Source organism: Nocardia sp. NPDC004340 (assembly GCF_053602575.1).
In genome coordinates this window covers 418,094-437,465 of the sequence record NZ_JBSGDW010000001.1, presented here as the reverse complement: position 1 = coordinate 437,465, position 19,372 = coordinate 418,094, and the positions used below count along the sequence as shown (strand labels likewise).

Annotated in this window: 16 protein-coding genes; 9 read left to right on the top strand and 7 right to left on the bottom strand. The window is 67.7% G+C overall.

Annotation, left to right across the window (positions count from 1 at the left end):
- Positions 1-18: 18 nt before the first annotated feature.
- The 4 genes from ACWEOI_RS01730 to ACWEOI_RS01715 are packed head-to-tail and all read right to left on the bottom strand — an operon-like array spanning position 19 to position 3,546.
- The gene (locus ACWEOI_RS01730; RefSeq protein ID WP_452358694.1) at positions 19-669 is read right to left on the bottom strand and encodes a GAP family protein; all 651 of its coding nucleotides are present in this window, start codon (positions 667-669) and stop codon (positions 19-21) included.
- Positions 666-1,685 (bottom strand): hypothetical protein, encoded by a 1,020-nt coding sequence (locus ACWEOI_RS01725; RefSeq protein ID WP_452358693.1) that lies wholly within the window; start codon positions 1,683-1,685, stop codon positions 666-668. The genes ACWEOI_RS01730 and ACWEOI_RS01725 overlap by 4 nt, the downstream gene beginning before the upstream one ends.
- On the bottom strand, positions 1,682-3,013 hold the full coding sequence (locus tag ACWEOI_RS01720) for a Dyp-type peroxidase (RefSeq protein ID WP_452358692.1): 1,332 nt from the start codon (positions 3,011-3,013) through the stop codon (positions 1,682-1,684). Before ACWEOI_RS01720 ends, ACWEOI_RS01725 begins: the two co-directional genes overlap by 4 nt.
- Before the next feature lie 11 nt (positions 3,014-3,024).
- On the bottom strand, positions 3,025-3,546 hold the full coding sequence (locus tag ACWEOI_RS01715) for a hypothetical protein (protein WP_433673233.1): 522 nt from the start codon (positions 3,544-3,546) through the stop codon (positions 3,025-3,027).
- Positions 3,547-3,710: 164 nt separating this feature from the next.
- Between ACWEOI_RS01715 and ACWEOI_RS01710 the strand changes: the two genes are divergently transcribed.
- Positions 3,711-4,724: an AraC family transcriptional regulator ligand-binding domain-containing protein gene (locus ACWEOI_RS01710; protein ID WP_452358691.1), complete on the top strand. Its 1,014-nt coding sequence runs from the start codon at positions 3,711-3,713 to the stop codon at positions 4,722-4,724.
- Here ACWEOI_RS01710 and ACWEOI_RS01705 read toward each other — a convergent pair.
- Complete coding sequence (locus ACWEOI_RS01705) at positions 4,721-6,589, bottom strand: acyl-CoA synthetase (protein ID WP_452358690.1); 1,869 nt, start codon at positions 6,587-6,589, stop codon at positions 4,721-4,723. The two genes, ACWEOI_RS01710 and ACWEOI_RS01705, sit on opposite strands and share 4 nt — an antisense overlap.
- Positions 6,586-7,452, bottom strand: a complete 867-nt coding sequence (locus ACWEOI_RS01700) for a fumarylacetoacetate hydrolase family protein (protein WP_452358689.1) — start codon at positions 7,450-7,452, stop codon at positions 6,586-6,588. Before ACWEOI_RS01700 ends, ACWEOI_RS01705 begins: the two co-directional genes overlap by 4 nt.
- Before the next feature lie 100 nt (positions 7,453-7,552).
- Between ACWEOI_RS01700 and ACWEOI_RS01695 the strand changes: the two genes are divergently transcribed.
- The 6 genes from ACWEOI_RS01695 to ACWEOI_RS01670 all read left to right on the top strand — a co-directional run bounded on the left by ACWEOI_RS01695 (position 7,553) and on the right by ACWEOI_RS01670 (position 15,854).
- Positions 7,553-8,116, top strand: a complete 564-nt coding sequence (locus ACWEOI_RS01695; RefSeq protein ID WP_433670570.1) for a TetR family transcriptional regulator — start codon at positions 7,553-7,555, stop codon at positions 8,114-8,116.
- A gap of 87 nt (positions 8,117-8,203) precedes the next feature.
- Positions 8,204-8,719, top strand: a complete 516-nt coding sequence (locus tag ACWEOI_RS01690) for a VOC family protein (protein WP_433670571.1) — start codon at positions 8,204-8,206, stop codon at positions 8,717-8,719.
- Positions 8,716-10,368, top strand: a complete 1,653-nt coding sequence (locus ACWEOI_RS01685; protein ID WP_452358688.1) for an FAD-dependent monooxygenase — start codon at positions 8,716-8,718, stop codon at positions 10,366-10,368. The genes ACWEOI_RS01690 and ACWEOI_RS01685 overlap by 4 nt, the downstream gene beginning before the upstream one ends.
- A gap of 27 nt (positions 10,369-10,395) precedes the next feature.
- Positions 10,396-13,881: an indolepyruvate ferredoxin oxidoreductase family protein gene (locus ACWEOI_RS01680; protein ID WP_452358687.1), complete on the top strand. Its 3,486-nt coding sequence runs from the start codon at positions 10,396-10,398 to the stop codon at positions 13,879-13,881.
- Between the two features lie 96 nt (positions 13,882-13,977).
- Positions 13,978-14,901: a GDSL-type esterase/lipase family protein gene (locus tag ACWEOI_RS01675; protein WP_433670575.1), complete on the top strand. Its 924-nt coding sequence runs from the start codon at positions 13,978-13,980 to the stop codon at positions 14,899-14,901.
- A gap of 2 nt (positions 14,902-14,903) precedes the next feature.
- The gene (locus tag ACWEOI_RS01670; protein WP_452358686.1) at positions 14,904-15,854 is read left to right on the top strand and encodes an SGNH/GDSL hydrolase family protein; all 951 of its coding nucleotides are present in this window, start codon (positions 14,904-14,906) and stop codon (positions 15,852-15,854) included.
- 143 nt (positions 15,855-15,997) lie between these two features.
- Here ACWEOI_RS01670 and ACWEOI_RS01665 read toward each other — a convergent pair whose 3' ends face one another.
- The gene (locus ACWEOI_RS01665) at positions 15,998-16,309 is read right to left on the bottom strand and encodes an EthD family reductase (RefSeq protein WP_452358685.1); all 312 of its coding nucleotides are present in this window, start codon (positions 16,307-16,309) and stop codon (positions 15,998-16,000) included.
- A 131-nt stretch (positions 16,310-16,440) separates the two neighbouring features.
- On the opposite strand from ACWEOI_RS01665, the gene ACWEOI_RS01660 reads away from it, so the two are divergent.
- Both ACWEOI_RS01660 and ACWEOI_RS01655 read left to right on the top strand, forming a co-directional pair.
- Positions 16,441-17,343, top strand: coding sequence for a LysR substrate-binding domain-containing protein (locus tag ACWEOI_RS01660; RefSeq protein ID WP_452358684.1), 903 nt, complete (start codon positions 16,441-16,443; stop codon positions 17,341-17,343).
- A gap of 422 nt (positions 17,344-17,765) precedes the next feature.
- On the top strand, positions 17,766-19,361 hold the full coding sequence (locus ACWEOI_RS01655; protein ID WP_452358683.1) for a DUF1254 domain-containing protein: 1,596 nt from the start codon (positions 17,766-17,768) through the stop codon (positions 19,359-19,361).
- The last annotated feature ends 11 nt before the right edge of the window (positions 19,362-19,372 follow it).

Genomic DNA, 19,372 nt, shown 5'->3' with positions numbered 1-19,372 from the left:
GCGGCACACGCCGGCCCGTCAGAATCCGCTCACGCCCTTGGCGATGGCGGTGGTGCCCATGACCATGAACACGACGGCGATCACGGTGTGATTGTTCGCCTGTAACCAGTTCTTCAGGCGGGCCAGGGCGCCGCGCAGTTGATCGGCCGCGACGGCGTATCCGCCGACGGGGACGAGCACCGAGGCCGCGCCCAGCAGGACGAAGACGGTCAAGGCCGCCGCCGTACCGGTCGGATTGAGGCCCGCGGTGCCGATGGTGACCCCCGCCGTGATGCACAGCAGCAGGTTCTTCGGATTCAGCAGGGACACCAGCAGTCCGAAGCCCGCGGCCTTCGCGACCCCGAGTTCGTCGATGGCCTTCATCCACCCCGGAATCGAGTCGTCCTTGCGACTGCCCCACTGGCGTACCGCGATGTACACCAGCAGCAGTCCCATGACGGTCTTGATCACCGAGGCCGCGATCGACGGCTGGCTCGCCGATCGCATCAAACCCGATGCCGCGGCGGCGGTGACGAGGCCCGCGACCGTCACGATCCCCGTCACCCAGCCGAGCGCGAAGCCCGCGCTCGCCCGTCCGGCATTGGTGGACAACAGCATGAGGATGGCCGCCACCACCGGAATGGGCGAGAGCGCCACGCCGATCGCCAAGGGCAGTAGATCTGCGATCACGAGGCCATCGCCGCGAGATTGCGCCAGAAGTTCGCGAGGCTGTCGGTGCCGCCGAACAGCGTCGTGAAGTTGGTGGAGTCGGCCATCACGATGTCACCGGCGCGAACATCGTTGGGCGGCAACCACAGCAGGGTGTTGAACTCGGTATTGCCCGCCTCGATGAACGGGTGCGGACGGGACAACTCGATCGGCTGCCGGCCGAGCAGCCGCACGGAATCGCTCTCCGGCTCGGTGAGCTGGTAGTGCGGCAGGTGCGGGTGGAAATTGAAGGTGGTGACGTTGTCGAGCAGGCGCGGCGTGTCCAGGTCGCGGAACGTGGTGAGCGGCGCGATCGACCGGGTGCCCTCGACGACCGCGGGGCGCAGGCCGTACACATTGTGGACGGGGACGTTCAGGGCCGTCATCAGCGAGCGGGTGTACGCGCCGAACCGCTGCTGACGCGGCACCAGCGGGTCGCCGTGGTGCTCGAACTCCACCTGACGCTGCGCCAGGTCATCGGTGAAACCGACATCGTGGTGCGGCGCGAGCAGCAGGCAGGTGCCCTCCCGCTGCAGCCACTGCTGGATGGCCGCGATCTCCTCGGGCGCCGCCGCCTCCTGCGCGAGCAGGTGGTCCAGGCCGAACACCATGAGGGTGTCGGTGTCGGCGAGGATGCGCTCGTCGATCGGCTGCTTGTATCCCGCCTGGTCGATGCGCTGGAACACCGCCACCGGATGCCCGGTCTCCTCACCGGCCAACTGCTGGAAGTGCAGGGTGGAGCGGTGGAACAGTTCGAGGGTGCCCGCGATGCCCTGCAGGAAGTGGGCGGCGTCGTATTCGGGGGTCTCGTAGGCGGGCCAGGTGACCTGGCGCACCTCGGTCATGGTGGAGAAGCGGTTGTCCAGCTCGGCCGGATTCCGCTGGGACTCCCAGGGATAACTCCACGTCCAGTAGATGCTGATGCGGCGCTTGCCCGGCGTGTAGGGGCGGGCCACGTGGTACTGGTTATAGGTTCGTGCCGGGGTGAACGAGCTCATGCTTCCTCGCTGTCGGTGAGAGTGGTCAGATAGCGCAGGGCCCGCAGCCCCGGCAGGAAGAAATACGCGCCACCGCTGACATTGGTGAACGCGGGAATTCCCTTGATGGTCTTGCGAATCGGGCGCTTCGGAATCTTGTATTCCAGGGTGCCGTCCTGATTGCCGATGATCGGATCGCGCTCGTTGCCCAGTTCGTGGAAGGTCTTGTCGTTGACCCACACGTTCTGGGCGAACTCGAACTGGCGCACCAGGCTCGCGCACAGCACGAAGGCCGCGATCCCGCGGTCCGCGCCGTCCTCGGGCGTGCCTTCCGGCAGGTAGGGGCCGTAGGTCGCGCCCCGCCGAATCATCCTGCGGCGCTGGATGTTCACGCCGGTATCGCGCGGATTCATGCGGCGGATATGAGAGCCGAGCGGCACCGCGTAACCGTGCGGATCCATTTCCTTGTAGTTGAAATCGTTGTTGCGCGACAGATCCGCGCCCAGCTCCGGGTCATCGGTCTCCGGGGCCAGGACCAGGGGCGCGCCACTGCGCCACCGGCCCATCAACTTGGCGGCCACCAGCTCCTGGTCATCGGCGGTCTCGCCGTGCTCGGCCAGGAAGTCGCGGAACCGCCCCACATGCTCGCGCAGTCGCCGGTAGGCCATGAAGGTGCCGTTGCGCGAAAGGACTTCGGGCTGCGGCAGATCTTCCGGCTCGCCCCGCTCGTCCGGATAGCCCAGGATGAATTCCCCGGCCTTCACCGGCGCACCGCTGCCGGGCGTGGGCTCCTCGTCGCTGCCCTCGATCACCGGCTGCGACAGGCGATCCCGATAACCGAAGTGGTCGTGGGCGTACTCGAACGGCGGCACCGCCTCCAGGTCCAGCGAGGACAGCACGGTCACGCCCGGACATTCGGCGAGCAGGGCATTGTGGTCGGCCACCCGGCGTTCACGTTCGGCGGCGTCGCGGGCGAACAGGATCACGATGGCGTGCAGATCCTCGCTCGCGGTGCCGTCGATCCAATGGTCGGGATGGTTGGCGCCCTCGTCGCCCAAGATCTCCGACCGGGCGGCCATGCCCTGGCGGAACTCCTCCGGAAAACTGGCCAGCGAGTCCTCCGTGACGCCGAGTGCGCGCAGGCCGTTCCAGGTGAAAGCCACTGACACCCACTGCTTGTCGGTGTCGACCGATTCTTGGAGGTCGCCGACCGAGGGCACGCGGTCGGTCATGGCCGCGAGCCACGCGCGCGCCCCGGCCGGGTCGGTGAAGGAGAGGAATTCGTAGCGCCCGGTCAGCGCGGGCACCCGGGTGATCAGGATGTGCTGGATATCGTCGAATTCGAGCACGATCGATCCCGCTACTGCATCTCGTCGAGCATGTTCGAGAATGCCGACTTGAGTCGCAGGGCCTTCTTGATCTCGTCCGAGGTCACGTACGGGTATTCGCCGTACTCGAGGAAGCTCGGGAACTGGTGCGCGCGGAAGAATTCGATGGCGGCGGCGCGGTTGGTGCGCCAATCCTCGGGAAAGCCTTCGAGATTCACGAACGCGGTGGTGATGCCTGTGGCGAGGAACAGGTCGAGTGCGTCCTCGAGGTACTTGTCGAAATCGGTGTCGAAGATGCCCTGGTACTGGAACGTGAGGCCGTCGCCGATGTCGAACAGCACCCAGCGCAGATAGTGCAGCCGCAGGGGCGCAAGCACATTCGGGTCCTGCTCGACCGCGGACTGGATCACTTTGCCGTGCTCGCGGAGGGCCGCCTCGTGACCGGGCTTCACTTTGGCGATGATCGAGAATCCGAAGTTGGCGGGGGTGCGGGGATAGGTCGGTCCGTACCTGCCCTGCTCGAATTCGAAATACCCGGTCTCGGGGAGTGCCATTGCTGCGGGCTTGGACCAATCCTCGTTGCTCGTGGCCACGTTCTCGTCCTTCCACTTCGATCTGAATGCGGTAGCTGGAACGTAACTAACTTTAGGTAGCTAAGATGACGATCGCTTATCATTACGAGACAGAGTGTTGATCATTCGGGGACATCGGAGAGCTATTGAAACCGCTGGCCCGCTACGCAGCGCTGAACGAGTACGTTGACCTGGGTAGATCGCTGGGGATCGACCCGGTGGGACTACTGCGGTCTTCGGGCCTCGACCCGGCCGGACTGAGCCTGCAGGACCGATGGGTCCCCGCCGCAGCGATAGCCGACCTGCTCGAACGCTCCGCCGCCGCGGCCGACTGCCCCGATTTCGGGCTGCGCCTGGCTGCCCGCCGCCGCTTCGCCAACCTGGGACCGCTCAGCCTCGTCATTCGCGAGGAACCGGATGTGCGCAGCGCCCTGCGGGTGATGTCACGCCACGAGGACACCTACAACGAGGCGCTGCGCACCCGCCTGACCGAACAGAACGGCGTAGCCACCATCCGCCTCACCCTCGATATCGGTCAGTCCGGCGAGACCCGCCAATCCGTCGAACTGTCCGTCGGCGTCCTGCACGGCCTGCTCGCCGGATTCCGCGGCGCCGCCTGGCAACCCGTCGAGGTCCGCTTCACCCACCCCGCCCCGCCCGATGTGCGCGCCCACTACCGCACCTTCGGCCCGCACGTCACCTTCGGTCAGGACTTCAACGGAATCATCGCCTACACAAGCGATCTCGACGCTCCCAACGCCATGGCCGACCCGCAACTGCGCGCCTACACCCAGCAGCTCCTGGACCCCGTCCTCCCCATCCGCCCCGTCACCACCGCCGAACGCGTCCGCGAACTCATCGAACTACTCCTCCCCACCGGCCGCTGCTCGGTCGACAATGTGGCCCGCAGCCTCGGCGTCGACCGCCGCACCATCCACCGCCGCCTGGCCGCCGAAGGCGAAACCTTCAGCGGCCTCCTCGACTCCACCCGAGCCGAACTGGCCCGCCACCTGGTCGCCAACCCCCGCCGCTCCCTCACCGAAACCGCCGGCCTCCTCGGCTACTCCGCCCCCGCCAACTTCTCCCGCTGGTTCCGCCGCCACCACGGCTGCAGCCCCGCCGAATGGCGTCGTGCCCGCGGACGGGACGGCGTCGACTAGGTCCGATCGACGGTGTAGGAGAACGAGTACGCGTCCAGCCGTCCGGTCAGGACCGCGACCGGATCGCCGGGTGCGGCGTCGTCCAGCGCGATATGCGCGTGCGGGCGGCCGTGCCGGGTGGAGACGGCGATATCGCCACGCAGCCCGGCCTGCCGCAGCTCCTGCGCCGCGACCTGGCGCACCGCATCGTGGACCAGCGGCACCTTGTGGACCTTGCCGACGGCCGTGAGGGGGATCGCGGCGATGCGGTCGACGAACTTCGGGGCGGCGGCCGGTTCGGGTGCGTGGGCGGCGGCCCAGGCCAGTAGTTCCGTGGGCGGTGTCGTCGCCTCCGAACGCAGGACCACGTACGCGGCGGGAACCTCTCCGGCATACGCGTCCGGTCTCGGAACCACAGCGGCGGCAACGATATCCGGATGCTCGAGCAGTGACTCCTCGACCAGGCGCGGGTCGATATTGTGTCCGCCGCGGATGATGACGTCGCGGGCCCGCCCGGTCAGGGTGACGAATCCAGCGGCGTCGACCCGGCCGAGATCGCCGGTGATCAACCAGCCGTCGACCACGATTCCGGCGGGGTCGGGCTCGGCTCCGGCGGGTCCGGCTCGAAGATATCCGGGAAACACATTGGGGCCCTGGATGGCGAGCACTCCGGGCTCGCCGGGCGCGCAATCGGCGCCGGGAAGCCCGTCGTCATCGACGTGGACGGCCTTGATCCGCTGGTACGGCAGCCGCAGCCCGACCGCGTCCGGCCGGTTGCCGGTCACCGGTGCGAGCACGCTCACGCAGGTGCCCTCGGTGAGGCCGTAGCCCTCGAGCATCGGTATCCCGGTCGCGGATTCGAAATCCGCCCGGACCCGGCTGGGAAGTGGTGCGGCCCCGACGATTCCGGCCCGCAGGCTGGAGATGTCGACGCCGTCCGGCACCGCGGGCAGACCGGCGTAAACGGTCGGCACCGCCGAAAAACCGGTGATTCCATAGCGTTCCACGATCCGCCAGAAGTCGGCCATCGCCGCGCGATCCCGGTAACCGAGGGGGCCGAGCGAGACAGTGGACCGCCCCGAATAGAAGGGCGCGAGCGCGGTGATGTGCACGGCATTGACGTGGAACAACGGCAGCCCGGCCAGCATCACCGACTCGCCCGCGAACAACGCGTGCTGGGCGAGAGCCCAAGCGACGTAAACCTGATTCGCGTGGGTCTGCGGCGCCACCTTGGGGGTGCCGGTGGTGCCGCCGGTATGGAAATACGCGGCCACATCCGCGGGCCCGGGCCGCCGGGTGACCGTGAGCTCCGCGGGCTGGGCGGCGGCCAGCGCGTCGAAGTCCCCGACCCAGTGCCGCGGAGCATCGTCGACCCGGCCGCCGACGGAGATCAGGGCGCGCAGGTCGGGCAGCATCGCGGCGGCCGCACAGGCTTTACCCCATGCCCCGGCATCGAGTTCCGGTGCGGGAGCGACCAGTACGCGCGCTCCGGTGAGCCGGAAGATGTCGACGATGTGTTCCGTGGCGAGCATCGGATTGACCGGGTTGGCGATGCCGATCACCTGCGCGCCGAACAATGCGGAATAGGTGGTCCCGGTATTGGGGAGCATCAAACCGACGACGCCGCCGGGCTCGAGTCCGAGCGCGGCGTACAGATTCGCGGCCTGGTCGACGCGCCGCAGAAGCTCACGGTACGACCAGGTTTCGGGCTGATCCCACCCCTTCCCGCCTGGTAGCAGACGCAGCGCGGGCCGGTCCGGATGGCGGCGGGCCGTCCGCGCGATCAACTCGTAGGTGCTGCGCGGCAGATCCCGATCGTCGAGCGGGATCGATTCGAGGCGCGCGAGTTCGACGGCCGCCAGGTTCGGGTCGAGCCCGGCGGTCACGCGCGCACCACCCGGTTCGCGAGCACGCCGATGCCCTCCACCTCCACCTCGACGAGATCGCCCGCCCGCAGATACCGCCCGGAGAACACACCGGCTCCGCGCGGCGTGCCGGTGCAGATCACGTCGCCGGGTTCGAGGGTCTGATAGCGCGACACGTGTGCGATCAACTCCGGTATGGAGTGGATGAAGCCGCTGGTCCGATCCTCCTGGCGCAGTTCCCCGTTCACCCGGGTCCGGAGGGCGAGGTCGGGCGTCTCGGTGAATTCGTCGGCGGTCACCAGGCAGGGACCGAGGGGTTTGAAGGTATCGAAGCTCTTGGCGACGCCGATGGACGCGGTGGCGTCGCCGGTCATCGCGCGCAGCTGGATATCGCGGGCGGAGGCATCGTTGACGATGGTCAGCCCGGCCACATGACCCCAGGCCTGGTCGACGGGCACGCCGCGGGCGGCTGTGCCGATGACGACCGCGACCTCACCCTCGTAGTCGACCTGGTCGGCCGCCACGTCCGGCAGCACGATCGGGTCACCGGGACCGATGACCGCCGACCCCGCGGTGACCTGCATGTTCGGTTCGCTGGGCAGTTCGATGCCGGTCTTTCCCAGGGTCGCGAACATTTCGAGGGCTTCGGTCGCGTGGCTCCCGTAGTTCAATCCGATGATCAGGACCTTCCCGGGGCGCGCCACCGGCGGCCGCAGCACCGCCTGGTCGACGGCCAGTTCGCGCAGCACCGGCGCGGTGCGGGCCGCGTCGAGTCCCGGACCGCGCAACAGTGCGCCGACGTCGGAGTAGGGCAGGTCGAGCACGGCGAGCACGCCGGTGCGGTCCTCTCGCGCGAGCCCGTCGTCGGTCGAGTAGAGACGCATGCCGAACCTCCTTGTTCGCCGGCATCGCACCGGCCTTCTCTTGATTCATAGTTAAGAGCACGTCTTAGCTCTCAGTCAAGAGCGGGCCTAGAGTTGCCTCATGCCCAAGAATCGCCAGGACATCCCCAAGGCCGAACGGCAGGCCGAACTGGTCGCGCACGCTCGCGAACTCTTCGCCGCGAACGGCTACCGCGGCACCAGCGTGGCGGCGGTCGGCCGGGCCGCCGGCATCGCGCCCGCCGCGGTGCACTGGTATTTCCCCACCAAGGACGATCTTTTCGCCGCCGTCGTCGATTCGGTCTTCACCGAGACGCGCGCCCTGGTCGAGGCCGAGTCGGCGGGGGATCCGCGGGACGAATTGGTCGACCTGCTGGTGCGTATGGAGCCCTATCGCGGACTGCATCGCGTCGCCTACGAGCGCATGGACGAGACCGAGTCGCTGCGTGAGGTCTACGGGCGCATGCAGGACTGGCTCGAGGAGCGACTGCTGGCCGCGATCTCGCGGCGTGCCGCCGCCGGCGCGGACCTGGCGTCGATCACCGATCTCGCCCACGTGCTGTTCGAGGGGCTGCTGATCAGCGTCCGCCGGCTGGATCGACCCACCGGTGAACTGGTCGACCTGCTCATCACCTCGCTGGTGGCCACCGCGGAGGCGAGTCGATAATCACCTCTTGACTTCCATTCATGAGCGGGCCTAGCTTCTCTTGTATCGCATTCAAGAGATGTTCTCGGCTCGAAGGAGAGTCCGCTCATGGCATCACCAGCCAAACTCGCCCACGTCGTCCTGCGCACCGGCCGCCTGCCGGAGATGGTCGACTGGTACGTGCAGGTGCTCGAGGGCCGCCTCGTGTTCGGCACCGACATGCTGGCCTTCGTCACCTACGACGACGAGCATCATCGCGTCGCCTTCCTCGCCACCGGCGCGTCCCAGCGGCCCAGCGACGCCCATACCGGGCTGCATCACGTCGCCTTCACCTATGACACGCTCGGCGATCTGCTCGGCACCTATCAGCGCCTGAAGAGCGTTGGCGTGCAACCGTTCTGGACGATCAACCACGGCCCCACCACCTCGATGTACTACGAGGACCCCGAGGGCAACCACATCGAATTGCAGATCGACAACTTCGCCACCGACGCGGAGCTGGACGCCTTCTTCGACTCCGGCGCGTTCGACGCCAACCCCATCGGCGTCGAATTCGACGCGGACGACCTCGTCGCCCGCTTCGAGTCCGGCGAGCCGCTCGCCGACCTGGTGCGGCGGCCGTGAGCGCGGCCGAACAGACCCCGGTGCTCATCGCCGGAGCGGGCCCGGTCGGTCTCGCGACCGCGTATGTGCTGGGGCGACACGGTATTCCGAGCATCGTCTGCGAGCGCTACGGGGCGGTCAATCCGCACCCCCGGGCCCACGTGGTCAATACGCGATCGATGGAACTGCTGCGCGCGTGGGGCATCGCCGCGGCCGTCACCGAGGACGCGGTCGCGCCGGAGTGGATGCTGAACATCGTCTGGAAGCAGACCCTCGCGGGCGAGCCGCTCGGCCGGATCAATCTGGCCGAGGGCGGCGCGGAGCGAATCGCGCGCCGCGGCAACGCCTCTCCGGAGCTGATCACCTCCTGCGCACAGGATCGGGTGCAGCAGCGGCTGCTCGACGCGCTGCGGGCACAGGGTCTGGCCACGCTCCACTTCGACACCGACGTGGTCCGCGCTGTCGATACCGGGGAGCAGGTCGAGGTCACCGTCGAATCCGCGGGCGCGACGAGAACCATCGCGGCGCGGTACCTGGTCGCGGCCGATGGGGCGGCGGGCACGCTCCGCGCCGACCTCGGCATCGGCATGGCGGGACTGCCCGAGCTGGGGCACCAGGTGAACATCTACTTCCACGCCGACCTGTCGCCGTGGACCGACGCCGATCCGGCCCTGCTGATCTGGATGATCAACGCCGCGTCACCGGGCGTGCTCATCGGCATGGACGGCAAGCATCGCTGGACGCTCAACCGGCCGTTCGACCCGGACCTGGAATCGCTGTCGGACTACACCCCACAGCGCTGCGTCGACCTGGTCCGCACCGCGGTCGGCAGCCCGGACCTCGCCGTCGACATCCGGTCGGTCGGTGCCTGGACCATGGCCGCCCGCACGGCCGAGAGCTACCGCAAGGGCCGGGTGCTGCTGGCCGGCGACAGCGCGCACCAGTTCCCGCCGACCGGCGGGCTCGGCATGAACACCGGACTCGCCGACGCCGACAACCTGGGGTGGAAGCTGGCCGCGGTACTCGGCGGCTGGGCTCCGGAAACCCTGCTCGACACCTACGAAACCGAGCGCAGCGTGGTCGCGCTCAGCAATACCGAGCGCAGTGTCGCCAATGCCCTGAAGATGTTCGACGCCGGAATCGGTCCGCTCACCGTCCAGATCGCCGAGCGCCTCGACAGCGCGGAACCGTCCGTCGCCCAGCGTGAGCGCGAGCTGCTGGCCACGGCGATTCCCCGGCACCGAGCGCATTTCGACGACCTGGACCAGGAATTGGCCTACGTGTACGGCGAGCAGGAGGACGGCCCCGATCCGATCGCCACCGCGGTGCTCGGCGCTCGCCTGCCGCACGCGTGGACCACACACGAGGGCAGCACGGTGTCGACCCTCGACCTGCTCGGGCCTTGGTTCACCCTCATCGCCGCGCCGTCCGGAACCGGCTGGGCCACAGCACTGTCCGAGGTGTCCGGGCGAATTCCCTGCCGGGCCTTCATCGTCGGACACGATCTCGACCTCGACACGGCTCGATTCGGCATCGGCGTGGCCGGTGCCATCCTGGTCCGGCCGGACGGGCATATCGCCTGGTCGACCGATTCCGGATCCGACACACCCGCCGCCGATCTCGCCGCCGCGCTCCGAACCGCCTGCGGCGCTCGCGAATCCGTCGCCTGACGCGGCCTCACGCAGGAAGCCATCCCCATGACCGATCAGATCGCCCCGGCAGCGTTGTCGGACCGCTACACCCGGCAGACCGGAGCCGTGCACCTCACCGGCATCCAGGCGCTGGCCCGGCTGCCACTGGAATTGCGGCGCGCGGACCAGCGGGCAGGACGCCGCACCGCCGCCTTCATCTCCGGCTACGAGGGCTCGCCGCTCGCCGGCTACGACACCGAACTCGCCCGCAATGCGGCGCTGCTCGACGAGCACGACATCGTGTTCCGCCCCGGGGTCAACGAAGAACTGGCGGCGACCGCCGTCCAGGGCACGCAATGGGCGGCGACCCAGGACGACAAGCGAGTCGACGGCGTCCTCGCGCTCTGGTACGGCAAGTCGCCGGGCCTGGACCGCGCCTCCGACGCCATCCGGCACGCGAACCTGATGGGCACCCACCCCGAAGGCGGGGTGCTGGCCCTGGTCGGAGACGATCCGGCCGCCAAATCCTCCACCGTGCCCGGCGCGTCCGAGGGGCTGCTGGCCGATCTCGGCCTGCCGACCCTGTATCCGGCGGATCCGCAGGAGGCCTTGGACTTCGGGCTGCACGGGGTGGCGATGTCGCGGGCGTGCGGACTGTGGGTGGCGCTGAAGATCGCCACCAATGTGGCGGACGGTTCGGGGACGGTCGATCTGGACCCCGACCGGGTGCGGCCCGTCGTGCCCGACCTGACGGTCGACGGCGCCGCCTACCGGCACGAGGTGACCGCGCACGTCCTGCAGCCGACGCTGGGAGTGCTCGAACGCAGTCGTGAGGGCGCGCGGCTCGAGCTCGCGCGCCGCTACGCCCTGGCCAACGACCTCAACCGGATCACCCGGTCCGGCGCGGGCGACCGGCTGGGGATCGTCGCCGCGGGCAAGACGTATCTCGATGTGCGGCAAGCCTTGCGGATGCTCGGCCTCGACGAAGCCGAGCTCGCCCGCCGCGGCGTCCGGCTGTTGCGGCTCGGGATGATTCATCCGCTCGAGCCGTCGATCGTCCGACGATTCGCCGAGGGCCTCGACGAGATCCTGGTGATCGAGGAGAAGCGGCCCTTCCTCGAACTCGCGGTCAAGGACCTGCTGTACGGCAGCCCCGGAGCGCCCCCCGTCCACGGCAAGCGGCTGCCCGACGGCACGGTGTTCATGCCCGCGGACGGCGAACTCGACCCGGACATCATCGCCGCGAAGCTGGCCGTCCGACTGTCCGCGATCGGCGGATTCCCCTCCGCCGAGCAATGGCGTGGCCACCGCCGCACCGGAATCGGTTCGCGCGCACTGCCACTCGTCACCCGAACGCCGTACTTCTGCTCGGGCTGCCCGCACAATGTCTCCACCAAGACGCCGGACGGGGCCACCGTCGGTGCGGGCATCGGCTGCCACGGCATGGTGTCCCTGATGAGCCCGGACCAGGTCGGCGACATCACCGGCCTGACCCAGATGGGTGGCGAGGGCACCCAGTGGATCGGCATGGCGCCGTTCCTCTCCCGCAGCCATCTGATCCAGAATCTCGGCGATGGCACCTTCCACCATTCGGGCAGCCTGGCGGTACGTGCGGCGATCGCCGCGGGCAGTCACATCACCTACAAACTGCTGTACAACTCGGCGGTGGCGATGACCGGCGGTCAGCAGGCCGTCGGGGTGATGCCGGTGCCGGCGATCTGCACCGCCATGCTCGCCGAGGGCGTCGCGCGGATCATCGTGACGACCGAGGACGTCAAGCGGTATCGAAAAGTCCGGTTGCCCAAGGAAGTTCAGGTCTGGCACCGTGACCGTCTGATCGAGGCGCAGGAAACCCTGTCCCGCACAGCCGGTGTCACCCTGTTGATCCACGATCAGGAGTGCGCCACCGAGCTGCGGCGCAAACGCAAACGCGGGCTCGCGCCCACCCCGGTGGACCGCATTGTCATCAATGAACGCGTCTGCGAGGGCTGCGGTGATTGCGGGCAGAAGTCGAATTGCCTTTCCGTGCAACCATTCGACACCGAATTCGGCCGCAAGACCCGTATCGACCAGTCCTCCTGCAATATCGACCGGTCCTGCCTGGCGGGGGACTGCCCGTCGTTCCTGTCCGTCGTTCCGGCCGGCAAGAAGGCCCGGACCGCGCCCGCGGCCCTCGACCCGGACGACCTGCCCGACCCGCCCGGAACCTTCGTCGGCACCCACACGACACGCATCACCGGCGTCGGCGGGTCCGGTGTGGTGACGCTGGCCCAGTTGCTCAGCACCGCGGCCACCCTCGCCGGGCATCGCGTCCGCGCGCTAGATCAGACCGGGCTCGCGCAGAAGGGCGGCGCCGTCGTCTCCGACCTCAAGTTCTCCGACCAGCCGATCGAACAGGGCAGCAAGGCGACCGCCGACGAGTGCGACCTCTATCTCGGTTGTGACCTGCTCGTCGCGGCGGAACCCCGCTACCTCGCGGCCGTCGACCCGGCCCGGACCGTCGCGGTGATCTCCACCAGTGAGGTCCCGACCGGGCAGATGGTCATCGACCCCACCGTCTCCTTCCCCGCGTCCGGGCCCATCCAGGACACGATCCGGGCCGCTGCCGCCGATGCCCGCTTCCTCGATGCGCGCAGCGCGGCGAACGTGCTGCTCGGCGCGGATCAGTTCGCGAATCTGCTGCTCGCGGGCGCGGCCGTGCAGGCGGGGGCGCTACCGCTGCCGCCCGCCGCCATCGAGGAGGCCATTGTCCTCAATGGTGTTCAAGCCGAGGCGAATACGGCCGCGTTCCGGTACGGCCGGCTGTCGGTCGCCGACCCCGCGGCCTTCGCTGCCGCGCTGGAGCGAGCCCGCGGGCGGATCGAACCTGTTCGGCCACTGTCGAATTCGGCGGCGGACCTCATCGCGACCGTTGGCGCCGAGCCCGACTCGGAGCTGCATCGCCTGCTCGGCATCCGCGTCCCGGACCTGATCGAGTACCAGAACCTCAGCTACGCGAGGCAATACGGCACTTTCGTCGCCCACGTTCTCCGCGTCGAATCCGAACGGGTCCCCGGCTCGACCGCTCTCACCGAATCCGTCGCCCGAAACCTGTACAAACTCATGGCCTACAAGGACGAATACGAGGTGGCCCGCCTCTCCCTGGCTCCCGAAGTCCGCCGCGCTGTCGAAGCCGAATTCGGTCCCGGCGCCCGCATCTCCTACCGCCTGCATCCCCCGGCCCTGCGGGCCCTCGGCATGAAGAACAAACTGGAGTTGGGACCCTGGTTCCGTCCCGTCTACCGCGCGCTGGTGGCCTGCCGTCGCCTCCGCGGCACCCGCCTGGACCCCTTCGGTCCCGCCGCGATCCGGAGGACCGAACGCGCCCTGATCACCGAATACCGCACCACAGTCACGGAAGTTCTCGACGCCCTGAATCCCGGCACCCACGCTCTGGCCGTCGAAATCGCCGACCTGCCCGACATGATCCGCGGCTACGAGTCCATCAAGGCCGCCAACGTCGACGCGTACCGAGCCCGAGTCGCCGAGCTCCTGCGCGGGCTCACGACCTGATGCCTCCCGAAATCGGGGTGGGCGGGCCTCCGGTCGGATACGCTGCCCGGTTGAGTTGAAAAGATCTCGCTTCAGTCTGGATTCGGGGTGTCGATAGTGTCTGTTGGGTCGCTGGGTACTGGCCGACGGTGGATGTGCGCGGCCATCGCGGCGCTCGCGGTCACCACGGCGACGGCGGGCAGCGTCGTCGCGGAACCGGCTCCGGCGGGCAAAGAGCTTGTGGTGCTGGGGGATTCGTTCTCCGCCAATGACTGGGATCACTTCGAAGGCAAGAACGACTGCAACCGGCACGGCGCCACCGCCTGGCCGGTGCAGCTGGCCAAGCTGATGGGCGTGCACGGAACCGAGCTGGTATCCGACCCTTCGTGCCCGGGTGCCTCGATCGACAGCGGTCCCGGCTGGACCATGGCCCAGCAGGCGCAGCGTGCCGACAAAGAGGGCGCATTCGGTCCGAATACCAAACTGGTGACACTGCAATTCGGGATGAACGACAAATGGGGAAGCTCGGATCAGACCCTGTTCACATCCCTGCAGTCCTGCGTCTTCAACCTCGAACTGGGCTGTGATCCCGACTCGGTCGAGCAGGGTCGCATGACCGACTACACCGGTGTCTCCGGCGCCCTGATGGCGAAGCGAATGAGCAACGCCGTCACCTACATCAAGTACTACGCCCCGAACGCCCGCATCGTCCTGGTCGGCTACCCGGAGGTCTTGACCCCGGGCAGCACCACCATCTGCCTCTCCGTCCTGGGCGTCGCACCGTTCGTCAACCCGCGCGGCCGCGCGCTTGTGGAATTCCTCGACCGCATCGACGTAGCCCAGCGAGAAGCCGCGCAGTTGCTGGGCATCGACTTCTTCGACGCCCGAGCCCTTTCCGCCGGCCACGACCTCTGCTCCCCGCAGCCGTGGCTGAACGGAATCCTCGACCCCCGCACCGGAATGGACGGCCTCCCCTTCCACCCGTCGACCCAGGGCGACACCGTCCTCGCGAACGCGATCCACACCCGATACGGACACTGACCATGTGCCCTGCGCGGGATTCGAACCCGCGACGCCCGGGGCCGCTGGGTAATGGCAGGCGGTGGATATGCGCCGCCATCGCGGCGGTCGCGGTCACCACGGCGACGGCGGGCGGCGTCGTCGCGGAACCGGCTCCGGCGGGCAAAGAGCTTGTGGTGCTGGGGGACTCGTTCTCCGCCAACGACTGGAACCATTTCGACGATTCGTACGGTTGCAATCGTCACGGGCCCACGGCCTGGCCGGTGCAGCTCGCCAAACTGATGGACGTGTACGGGACCGAGCGGGTGTCCGACGCCTCGTGTCCGGGTGCGTCGATCGACACCGGGCCCGGATGGACCCTGAGTCAGGAAGCGGCGCGGGCGGCGACAGCGGGCGCTTTCGGGCCGAACACGAAACTGGTGACACTCCAGTTCGGGATGAACGACAGATGGGGAGCATCAGCTCGGACACTGTGGAGTTCCCTGCATTCCTGCGTCTTCAACCTCGAACAGGGTTGTGACACGGATTCCGTCGCCCAGGGCCGGATGACGGACTACACCGGTGTCTCCGGTGAGTTGATGGCCCATCGAATGAGCAACGCCGTCACCTACATCAAGTACTACGCCCCGAACGCCCGCATCGTCTCGGTCGGCTACCCCGAACTCTTCACCCCGGGCAGCAGCACCATCTGCCTCTCCATCCTGGGCGCAGCGCCGTTCATCAATCCCCGCGGCCGCGCGTTGGTCGAGTACCTCGACCGCATCGACGTAGCGCAACGAGAAGCCGCCCAGCTGCTGGGGATCGATTTCTTCGACACCCGCACCCTCACCGCCGGCCACGACCTCTGCTCCTCGCAGCCCTGGCTGAACGGAATCCTCGACCCCCGCACCGGAATCGACGGCCTCCCCTTCCACCCGTCGACCCAGGGCGACACCGCCCTCGCCAACGCCGTCCACACCCGCTACGTCCGCTGAATCCGGAGCCACCACGGTGGTGGTCGCGGGGCCGTGCTCGGCCCGAAGCAGGGAGTAGCCCGAAGGCGGGCATCACACCGCAGCGCAGCCTGACCACCGCGCTCGGCCGGGGACGTCGGCCGACCGGAGCGTGCCGCCCTGCCTCAGCCGATGCCGTTCTGCACCGGATAGTCGATGACGTCCACACCGCCGGTGGCGTAGTTGACGACATCGTCGGCCGCCCGCTTGCCGTACTCCGACGCCCGCATCGCGGCCAAGGCGTCGGCGTCAGCGAAATCGGCTTCGAAGACCGCGAAATACGGCGCATCTCCATTCCGCGACGCCACGTCGAAGCTGTAGCGCCACGCGAGCACGCCGGGCCAATTCGCGACCAGCGGAAGGTGGTTGTTCACGTAGTAGTCGCGGAAGTGGTCGGGGTCGGCGGGCTTGGGATAGAGGACCACCAATTTATGCATGACTGCCTCCTGCGGCTACCACGGTCGATTGAATCGTCATATCCGCAGGTTAGGGCTTGATGTGCGGTCGAGGGAAAGACCGGAACGAGATAGACTCAGAACGGATCGTTATCAATCAGCAGGGAGGGCATGTGGCGCCGGATACGGTGAGCCTGCGGTACTTTCTGGTGCTGGCGCAGGAGTTGAACTTCACCCGCGCGGCCGCACGAATCGGTATCGCGCAGCCCGCACTCAGTGCCCGGATGCGCCGACTGGAGGCGGAACTCGGTACCAGTCTGCTGGTCCGCAACACGCGTAGCGTCGTATTGACCACGGCCGGTGCGGCTTTGGCGGAGTCCGCGCCGCCCGCGCTGGCGGCGCTGGACCGGGCATGGGACACCGCCCGGAACGCGGGGGCCGGTGAACTGGGCACGCTGCGCATCGGATACAGCCTCAGCGCGGGGGCCGAGACGGCACCGGCCCTGGTGGACAGGCTCATTCGCAGCAGCCCCGGACTCGAGGTCAGTGCCGTCCCGATGGCGACACCGGAGATCTCCGCCGCGGTCGCCGACGGCCGCATCGACGCGGGCATCACCCGCGGTGAACAGCCGGGCCGTGGCGTGCGCCGGTTCCTGCTGCGGCGTATGCGCGTCGGGGTCCAACTGGCACAGCATCATCCGCTCGCTGAACACCCGGAGATCGAGATCGCCGATGCGGCCGCGTACCCGCTGCGACTCCCGGACCGTACGGCCAACCCCGTCATCCACGATCAGCTGTCCGCGCTCTTCCGCGACATCCGCCCGAGCCCCCGATTCCACACGCCCGCAGTCTCTTTCGACATGTCTCAACACGACCTACGCGACGGGCTCACCCTCGCTCCGGCCGGCGAAGTCGCGGTCACGACGCAACCGGCCGGTCTCACCTGGCGACCACTGCGGGGCGCACCCACCCTGACCATCCACCTGGTCCTCCCACGCGTGCAGTCACCACTACACCGCCGCATCCGTACCGTCGCCAAAACCCTTGCACACGAGCTGGACTGGCTGCAGGACTGACGCGCAGCAGGTCACACAGATTGGACGCATACCGGAAAGCGGCCTGACCTGCGGTGGAGCTTGTGCCCTCGGCAGGATTCGAACCTGCGACACTCGCGTTCGTAGAGCCTCCTGAGTCTGTTTGCCCGGTATGTGAGTGGTTGGCAGCGTTGGCGGGGTTGGTCTGACCGGGGCGAATCATCGTTGGGCCTGTTGGTGGGAGCCGGTGCCATGTGGCGCTGCTGCGTACGCACTGCGTACGCGCTGTAATGCCGAGCTGAGTGACCTTGTCCGACTGGCCGGTGCGCCCACCCGCCAGAGTGCGGAGAATCTTTAGTTATCTACTTTTGCGGTGTTAGCGTGGCATTTCATTTGCTGTTTTATGGACATCTCGTCAACTAATCAGGCAGGAGAGGGCTTTGGGCAAATGGTGGGCAATGCGCATGGGAAACTCGGCCATCGCCGGAGACAAGGACAGCTCACCGCCTCAGCCGCGGTTCTCGCGACGGGCGACGCTGCGGGGCGCGGGCCTGGCCACCGTCACGCTTGGCGCGGGAGCGGCGCTCGCGGCGTGTTCGAGTGATTCGGGTTCCAGCGGTAGCAGCTCGTCGACTACGTCGGCGGCCCCGTTGAACCAGAAGAACGCGGTCGAGATCGACGCGCCCGCATCGGGGTCCTCGGCGGAGCTGACCAAGCCGGTAACCGGGATCGAGATGTTCGACTCCTATGCGCGCACGATCGCCCAGACCGCCTATGTGTGGGGGTGGCCGCTGGTCAACATGCGCAACCGTCACGACCAGATCACCCAGGCCCCTGAACCCGGACTGCTCAACGGGGTGGTTCCGGCCGCGCCGCAGGGCTATCTGAGCATGCTGTCGAGCTACATCGACCCGGCGGAGACCTTTGTCGCCTGCCCCAACCAGGACGTCGTCTACGGGCTCGCCTACTTCGACCTCGACGCCCAGCCGGTCATCGTGCAGGTCCCCGACTTCGGCGATCGATTCTGGGTGTACGCACTGTATGACCATCGCACCGATCAGTTCGGGCAGCTCGGTGAGCCGTACGGCACCAAGTCCGGGTTCTATCTGCTGGCCGGGCCGAACTGGAACGGCGACACCCCCAAAGGCGTCCAGAAGGTGCTGCGTAGCCCGACCCGCATCGCCAATGCCATCCCGCGCGTGTTCATGGACGACACCCCCGAGGACCGCACCGCGATCCAGTCGGTGATCAATCAGGTGATGATCTACCCGCTCGGAGACTTCGACGGGAAGATGAAAACCAAGGAATGGTCGAAACTTCCGTCGCTGTCGGGTGGCTCGTCCGAGGGCGGCGAAACGAAATGGGTCGTGCCGGAGAAGTTCTTCGACCAATTCGCCTCCGTCCTGGACCAGGTGCCGCCGCTGCCGGGTGAGGAAGGGCTCTACGGTCAATTCCGCAGCCTGCTCGACGCCGCGGAGAAGAACCCTTCTTTGAAGCAGCTTCTCACCGACACCGCGGTCGCTACCGAAAACGACGTCATCAAACAGTTCTTCGCATGGGCACACAATGGCCGCCCCGCCGGCAACGGCTGGAACCGCTCGGTCAACAACGCCCAATACGGCCTGGACTACTTCAACCGCACCGGCACCTCGAAGTCGAACATGTTCGACAACCGGCCCATCGAAACCCAGTACTTCTACACCGACAACGACGCCACCGGCGCACCACTGGACGGCAATCGCAGTTACAGCGTCACTTTCGCGGTCGGGCAAGAGCCACCCGTACAGGGATTCTGGTCGCTGACGCTCTACAACGACAAGCACCTGTTCAACCCCAACGAGCTCAAACGGTATTCACTGGGCACCAAGAACAAGGATCTGAAGCGCAACCCCGACGGGTCGCTGACCCTCCACGCCGGAACCCGATCCCCGGGACCCGAACGCGAATCCAATTGGCTCCCAGCGCCTCCCGGACCGTTCTCACTCTACATCCGCGCCTACTGGGGCAAGGCCCCCATCACCGACGGCACATGGCAGCCACCGGCGATCCAACCGGCCTGACCCGAATGACT

Excerpts from the sequence above, each read along its gene's own strand:
- ACWEOI_RS01725 (WP_452358693.1), bottom strand. The coding sequence starts at position 1,685 with ATGAGCTCGTTCACCCCGGCACGAACCTATAACCAGTACCACGTGGCC.
- ACWEOI_RS01715 (WP_433673233.1), bottom strand. The coding sequence starts at position 3,546 with ATGGCACTCCCCGAGACCGGGTATTTCGAATTCGAGCAGGGCAGGTAC.
- ACWEOI_RS01700 (WP_452358689.1), bottom strand. The coding sequence starts at position 7,452 with ATGCGTCTCTACTCGACCGACGACGGGCTCGCGCGAGAGGACCGCACC.
- ACWEOI_RS01695 (WP_433670570.1), top strand. The coding sequence starts at position 7,553 with ATGCCCAAGAATCGCCAGGACATCCCCAAGGCCGAACGGCAGGCCGAA.
- ACWEOI_RS01690 (WP_433670571.1), top strand. The coding sequence starts at position 8,204 with ATGGCATCACCAGCCAAACTCGCCCACGTCGTCCTGCGCACCGGCCGC.
- ACWEOI_RS01680 (WP_452358687.1), top strand. The coding sequence starts at position 10,396 with ATGACCGATCAGATCGCCCCGGCAGCGTTGTCGGACCGCTACACCCGG.
- ACWEOI_RS01670 (WP_452358686.1), top strand. The coding sequence starts at position 14,904 with ATGTGCCCTGCGCGGGATTCGAACCCGCGACGCCCGGGGCCGCTGGGT.
- ACWEOI_RS01665 (WP_452358685.1), bottom strand. The coding sequence starts at position 16,309 with ATGCATAAATTGGTGGTCCTCTATCCCAAGCCCGCCGACCCCGACCAC.
- ACWEOI_RS01655 (WP_452358683.1), top strand. The coding sequence starts at position 17,766 with ATGGGAAACTCGGCCATCGCCGGAGACAAGGACAGCTCACCGCCTCAG.